This is a genomic window from Desulfobacterales bacterium (assembly GCA_021647905.1).
Classification (GTDB): Bacteria; Desulfobacterota; Desulfobulbia; order Desulfobulbales; family BM004; genus JAKITW01.
The window spans coordinates 20,809-27,954 of the sequence record JAKITW010000032.1; the positions used below are offsets into that span (position 1 = coordinate 20,809).

4 protein-coding genes are annotated in these 7,146 nt (G+C 49.0%); 2 read left to right on the forward strand and 2 right to left on the reverse strand.

The window, feature by feature from the left end:
- Positions 1-123: 123 nt before the first annotated feature.
- Both L3J03_06465 and L3J03_06470 read right to left on the reverse strand, forming a co-directional pair.
- A complete protein-coding gene (locus L3J03_06465) occupies positions 124-1,545 on the reverse strand; it encodes a sigma-54 dependent transcriptional regulator (GenBank protein MCF6290621.1) in 1,422 nt (473 codons plus the stop codon).
- 1 nt (position 1,546) lies between these two features.
- Positions 1,547-4,108 (reverse strand): DUF3365 domain-containing protein, encoded by a 2,562-nt coding sequence (locus L3J03_06470; GenBank protein MCF6290622.1) that lies wholly within the window; start codon positions 4,106-4,108, stop codon positions 1,547-1,549.
- A 540-nt stretch (positions 4,109-4,648) separates the two neighbouring features.
- On the opposite strand from L3J03_06470, the gene L3J03_06475 reads away from it, so the two are divergent.
- A complete protein-coding gene (locus L3J03_06475) occupies positions 4,649-6,412 on the forward strand; it encodes a YeiH family protein (protein ID MCF6290623.1) in 1,764 nt (587 codons plus the stop codon).
- Positions 6,413-6,549: 137 nt separating this feature from the next.
- A complete protein-coding gene (locus L3J03_06480; GenBank protein ID MCF6290624.1) occupies positions 6,550-6,885 on the forward strand; it encodes a hypothetical protein in 336 nt (111 codons plus the stop codon).
- Positions 6,886-7,146: the final 261 nt, after the last annotated feature.

The following is a 7,146-nucleotide window of genomic DNA, read 5'->3' on the forward strand; positions in this document are numbered from 1 at the left end:
GGGACGCCCTTAATATTTGTCGGTCTCGCAACAACCCGCTCGACGGACGTGATTCGTCTTGTAACTTGTTGATTTTATTGGGTGGCATTTGAAGCTTTTCGGGTTGTTACGAGTTCATCATATTTAAATATTTAAAAAGTCTTTACAGGGATTATTTGATCGCCTGATAATTCTGTGCAGGGCGGTTCTGGTCAATCCTGAAATTTTTGCCGCTTTAGTAACATTTCCATCCGTCTTGCTCAAAAGCACGGAAATATATTCCTCTGTGAAACGGCGCACCAACCGTTCCTTGGCCGGTTTATAGGGTTCTATCTCCTCACTGCTCGAATCGAAGTCCCAGATTCTCCGTCCCTTGACCAACTGTTTTCCGGTTTCCAGTATTTCAAGATCATCCACCTCGACAACATTACCCGGCGAAGACATAACGACCTGCCGGATTGTATTCTGCAATTCTCTTACATTGCCCTGCCAGGATGCCTTGCTCAACATATAAACCGCGGCCTTTGAAAATTGTTTTTCCGGGATATCAAGTTCACAACAGGTTTTTTTCAAAAAATGATCAATCAGAAGCGGAATATCTTCTCTGATTTTCCTGAGCGGCGGGGTGTGGATGTTCACAATATTCAGCCGGTGAAACAAATCATCCCTGAAGGTTCGTTGAGAAATCTTGTGTTCCAGGTCTTGATTGGTCACGGCAATTATCCGGACATCTATTTTTTGAGTTTTGGCGGAGCCCAACAGCTTGATTTCCTGCTCCTGCAGCACCCGGAGAAGTTTTGTCTGCACCGAGACAGAAACATCGCCGATTTCATCAAGGCAGATAGTTCCGCCGTCAGCCTCAACGAACAGCCCTTTATGGTCGCGGTCGGCGCCGGTAAAGGCTCCCCGTTTATAGCCGAACAGTTCGCTTTCCAACAGGTATTCCGGGATAGCGGGACAATTAACCATGATGAATTTTTTATTTTTCCTGGTGCTGAGGTTGTGGAGGGCATGAGCCGCAAGCTCCTTGCCGGTCCCGGACTCCCCGCGAATAAGCACGGTATAGTTTGACTGGGCGATCATTTTAATCTGTTTATAAAGATTCAACATCGGCCTGGACTGACCGATGAACCCGGACAGGGTCCCCTGCTCACAGATAATCTTCCTGAGGCTGGTATTCTCCCTGACAAGATGATTTCTTTCCAGGGCCTTGCCGATGGTTCTGACCAGCGAATCCTTGTCAAACGGTTTGGTAATAAAATCGTAGGCACCTTTTTTCATCGCCTCCACAGCCGTCTCAATGGTTCCGAATGCGGTCATCATGATCACGGTAAGCTCCGGGTCTTCAGCCTTGAGTCTTTCGAGAAGCTCAATACCCGTCATCTCCGGCATGCAGATGTCAAGCAGTGCGACATCAATGGACTTCTGCCGGATGGTTGCAACGGCATCCTGACCATTATCAGTGGTGAGCACCGCCAGATCCGGCATCTGCCGTTCCAGGGTCCTTGACAGTCCGGCAAGCATGTCCAGTTCATCATCAACAATGAGCAACCGGTCTTTTTCCATCTTAATTCCGCTCCCTATTGTTCATTGCAGCCGCGGGCAGGGTTATGGTAAAGGTTGTTCCCTGCCCCTGTATGCTTTCAACATGAATATCTCCATCATGTTCCTGAATAATTCCGTAACTGAGGGAAAGCCCCAGACCGGTGCCCTCACCGGGCTTCTTTGTTGTAAAAAATGGATCGAAAATTTTATCAAGCACCTCCCGGTCAATTCCCTGGCCGTTATCTTCGATCTTGATTTCAATCTGGGCCGTTTCCTTTCGATGCCGGGTTATTATCCGGATAAACCCCTTCCCCTCCATTGCCTGGAAGGTATTAATGAACATATTCATAAAAACCTGTTTCATTTTTCTCGGGTCAATATGTATTTTTGGCAAATCATCCTGCAGATCAAGGAGTAAATCGATTCGGGCCTTGCGAAACTGGTTACAGGTAATTTCGACCACACTCTGAATACAGTCATTAATCGAAGCAGGGATTTTTTCCGTCTTCTGGCTGCGGGCAAACAGGAGCAAATCATTCACAATCCGATGGCAGTTCCGGGCATGCTTTTCGATAATCCCGAGATCGGAAAGCTGTTTCGGCCGGTCCGCCAGATCTTCCTTCAACAGGTCGGCATAGCAAAGAATAATCCCGAGCGGGTTGTTAACCTCATGGGCAATGCCGGCGGCAAGCTGACCGATGGCCACCATTTTTTCCGTCTGCTGAATATTCTGTTCCGCCTGCTTCTGGTGGGTAATATCCTTGGCATAACAGACAATACTGTCAGGCGCTCCCTTCTCGTCAAACACAGGGAAAAACTGGAGTTCAAATATACTGCCGTCCTGCAGGCAGGCCTGTTCGGTCACCGGCTCCCGGATCATTACGGGCAATGCCCTGGTAAACAGAGAAAAAGGGGCGGGAAATCGTTCGGCAAGATGTTCGATCGGACAACCCAGTACATCTTCAGGGTTTAAGGCATATTTCCCCAACAGGGCCTCATTGACCATCCGTACGTTCCCGTCGCCACCCAGAAGGACAACAAGGTCGGTGATGGCATTAAACACTGATTGCAGCAGCCCCTTGCTTTGCAGAATCCCATCCAGATTCTTGGCGTTCTCCAGGGTAACACCAAGCTGGCGGCCAACGGAAAGCAGCAGCTCACGAAGTTCTGGTGTCACCTCATCGATATTGATACCGATAAGCGTCATAACGCCGAGAATTTGCTCGTGGCAGCATAACGGGACAACAAGGTGGTTGGAGTCTTCACCCTTTCCTTTAACCAATTCTATTTTGTTAAAACTCTTTTCGCAGCTTTCCCCAGGGGTGGCGCCCGTCTTTTTTTCAGATTTTGTGGTGAAGAGCTTGATGTCCCTGTAAAGCGTGAGATCAAGCTCTTCAGCGTTCAGCTGGCATTGCAGATCTAAACGGGACGGGTCCTCTGATAGAAGGTAAATACCCGCTCCGGCAGCAGGTATGACCTTCAGGATCTGGCCGAGCACCCTTGGCAGGATTTTCTTGAGCTGTTCCGGCTGGGTCAGAAGTTCGGTTATGGTGTTCAGGGTAAAGAGTTCTTCGTTTCTTGACCTTACCTTTTCCCGTAAAAGTTTTTCCGATTTGCTGAGGGCTTTGGTACGTTCGGAGACTTTCAATTCAAGGTTGTCCGTGTAATCCCGCAGTTGCTGATGGGTCTTCTGTAAATGATCGGATATTATCCCGGCCGCTGAAACCAACTCACCGATCTCATCCATTTTTTTTGACTGTTCATAGAGTTTTTTCCCTTCATCGTCTCTTAAATTTGCCCAGAAAAGATCCAGGACCCCGTGCAGATTCTGCACAATCAAACGGTTGAAAAAAAACCAGATAGACAAATAAAGCAATACGGTTACAAATAAAACCATGAACAGAATTGCAACGGTCGTCTCCCTGATCCGCTCCAAACCACTCTCAACAGGAATACCGATACTGACAACGCTGGTGAATGTATCCGTATCCTTGGAGAAGCCGGAGTTGTCATCATACCGTTGGATAATCGAGGGCGGGGCATCGTCGGGATCACCGTGGCAATGCAGGCATGATTCTTTATATCTTACCGGGGTAAAGCGCATATAGTACTTTCTGCCCTGGTTCATTATTATGCCCTGCCAGCTGCTTTCAGCGGGATGCTCATTGAAATAGTCCATGATTGCAATCTCTTCCGGGGTTGCCTCAAACTGCGGATTTCTGGCCTTGATAGCCACCCGCCGGTATACGAAGTCGGGCAGTTCTTTCTTTAAGCGCTCCATCACCTCCCTGCTTATATAAGAACTGGACATTGCCTCCACGACAAAAGAATCATGGCCAAGCTCTTCGTACATTTTGGGCCGCAGAACCTCGCTGACATATCCTCTCATCGCGGAAACAGACTGCATTATCAGCTCTGTCTCCTGGAAGGCCCTGTCGACAAGATTACGTTTCTGATAGGAATACATAAAAAACGCGGTCATTCCACTGAAGCAAAGCAGGATGCCGGCAAGCACCACAAGAAATTTGTTTGGCAGTTTCGTAAACCTTGCCTGAAAAGATTTGCGGGAGCGAATTTTCTTCATGGCTGATACCTGTTTATTTTCATTTTTATATACCGACCATGCTTTGTCGGTCTCGCAACAACCCGCTCGACGGACGTGTGTCATGTTGTAACTTGTTGATTTTATTGGGTGGCATTTGAAGCCTTTCGGGTTGTTACGAGTTCATCATGCTTTGTCGGTCTCGCAACAACCCGCTCGACGGACGTGTGTCATGTTGTAACTTGTTGATTTTATTGGGTGGCATTTGAAGCCTTTCGGGTTGTTACCAGTTCATCATGCTTTAACCAGTCCGGACAAAACTGTCAAGTTATGGATACACTGTATCTTGCGCGTACCACTTATTGGCCCCAAAAAACAAACCCTCTTCTGTTGCGGACATGCTCCTCGGATGTAACCATCTATAATTATATAATTTTTAAGATATGTTCGTTTTTTTGTCCTACCAGGCACCCTCCTTGCTGACAGGACTGCACATCCAGGCGTTGATGGCAGCTATTTTAAGAAACAACGGCCCTGGTCGGCGGTGCTGAGTATTTAACAAAATATTAAGGGAGGGCGGATATGGCAGAAAATTCCAACAGCGAAGTTGTTCGCGATGTCGGCAGGTGGGAATGGTCGGAACTGTGGAGGAAAGAGGACTGGTGGGCCATCTGGCTCGGGTTTATCATCCTGCTGGTGGGAATGTTTATTTATTTCCCGCATAGTGGGGAAATGAAAGCAAAAATAGAAAAAGCGGAGGCACAGTATGGAGCTGCCGCCAACAGGACAAACGCCATAAAGACCATCGCCTGGTACCAACTTTCCGACGGTAAAAAGAAGGCCGAGGCAAGGAAAATCGACGCTGGCAAATGGTTGGCGAATTTCACCCACAAGCCTCATAAATGGTCGACCAATCCCCTGGATGCCTTTTTTATGAGTCCGGAAAAGGCAGCGGCCAAAAAAGCAAGGGCCATGGAAAAGTATGAAAAGAAAAAGGCCGCGGAAAAAGCAGCCTTTGCCGCCGCCCAGGCAGCGGAGGCCGCGGCGGAAGCGGCCGGCTTCAGGGATGAGTCACTCAACGCTGCCGCAACAGTTGCCATCAACAAATGGCGAGACGCAAAACTCTTTGCAGGAAAAGCCAAGAAAAAGACCAAGGTCAAGGCCTATAACCAGATCGGCTCCCTGATCGGTCTCGGGGTGTTTTTCTGTTTCTTTTTCGGCATCCCCATGATCTTCATGGGCACCCCCTTCAAGAAATTCGCCATCGGCTTCATCTTTGTCTACGGAATGACGATACTGGCCTGGTTTTTCAGCTACCAGGCGACCATGAAGCATTATGGCATCGGCTATGCCTTCTGGGCCATCTTTCTCGGGATGTTGGTCAGCAATACGATCGGTACCCCGAGATGGGCCATTCCGGCAATTCAGACCGAATATTATATCAAGACCGGCCTTGTTCTGTTGGGCGCTAAAATTTTATTTGAAAAAATTGTCACCATCGGTACCGCGGGGATCTTCGTGGCCTGGGTCGTCACTCCGACCGTCTGGCTGGTCACTTACTGGTTTGGCCAGAAAATCGTTAAGATGCCATCCAAACGGCTGAATGCCGTTATCTGCTCCGACATGTCGGTCTGCGGCGTTTCAGCCGCAATTGCCGCCGCTGCCGCCTGCCGGGCCAAAAAAGAGGAACTTACTCTGGCAGTAGGCCTTTCCCTGGTCTTTACGGCCATCATGATGATTGTCATGCCCGCGGTCATCAAAGGGACCTTCCCGGTTGACAAGCAGATGATCCTCGGCGGCGCCTGGATGGGCGGGACCATTGATGCCTCCGGCGCTGTTGCCGCGGCCGGCGCCTTCCTGGGTGAAAAGGCTCTCTATGTTGCCGCCACCATCAAAATGATCCAGAATGTCCTGATCGGTGTCATTGCCTTCTTCCTGGCTCTTTACTTCACCACCAAGGTGGAAGTTGAAGAAACCGGCGCCAAAGTCGGTCTTTCTGAAATCTGGTTTCGATTCCCGAAATTTGTCCTCGGCTTTATCGCCGCTTCAGTGATCTTTTCAATGATCTATTCAGGCTATAATGCGGAAACCGGCGGCCTTGGCAGGGCAATGATCGACAAGGGTGCGGTCAAGGGCATGAGCGACCTGTTCAGAAAATGGTTTTTTACCATGTCTTTTGTCAGCATCGGTCTGGCCACCAACTTCCGCGAGTTGAAGCATCATTTTAAAGGCGGCAAACCGCTTACTCTTTATGTTTTTGGTCAATCATTGAATCTTGTTTTAACCTTGGTCATGGCGTATATCATGTTCTATGTGGTATTCCCGGAACTGACGGCGACCATCTAGCATGAACAGATAACGATAAAAAAACCAGGACATCCGGGAGGCCACAACCTTCCGGATGTCTGTCATGCTGTACAGATCAAGGCGATACGGCCTGTTCCGGTGAACGGTCGGGCGGTAGCGGATATGGAGTAAAAAAAATGACTGCGGAAACAGCCCATCCCCCTGCGAGACACCCTTGGTTGACAATGTTTTTCTTTCTGTTCCTGGTCTGGTCATTCGGCTGGGTCATCGGCCCCTATATTATTAATCACAGCCCGATATACAGCCGGATTGTCCAGGTCGTTGAAGAACGGGATATAGACTCAGCGGCCTATATGTATGAAGAAAGCGTGGGCTCATATGATGGTGAATATTACTTGAGTGATTCGTTCAAACATTCCGGCCGGGACGACTATGGACCCACCAAGGCCTTTTTCTCCGGAATAGCTTTATGTTTCATCATTCTGGGACTTGGCTGGCGATACATCATGTAGCCGAACTTTGCCGTTTCCCGCCGCAGGGCATGAACCGCGTCTTTCTAAAATTGATGAACCCGTAACAACCTGAAAGGCTTCAAATGCCACCCAATGAAATCAACAAGTTACAACATGACACACGTCCGTCCCGCAGTAAGGTTTCGGTAAACCCCGTACGTTTGAGGTTGGACCGGGAAAGGGGTTTTCTTATAGCGAACGGTGTAGCGGACCCTGAGCCGCAGCCGTGACGGCAAAAGCGGAATTTGAAACAACTTCGGC

Coding starts and splice junctions, on each gene's coding strand:
- L3J03_06465 (MCF6290621.1), bottom strand. CDS start 1,545: ATGGAAAAAGACCGGTTGCTCATTGTTGATGATGAACTGGACATGCTT.
- L3J03_06470 (MCF6290622.1), bottom strand. CDS start 4,108: ATGAAGAAAATTCGCTCCCGCAAATCTTTTCAGGCAAGGTTTACGAAA.
- L3J03_06475 (MCF6290623.1), top strand. CDS start 4,649: ATGGCAGAAAATTCCAACAGCGAAGTTGTTCGCGATGTCGGCAGGTGG.
- L3J03_06480 (MCF6290624.1), top strand. CDS start 6,550: ATGACTGCGGAAACAGCCCATCCCCCTGCGAGACACCCTTGGTTGACA.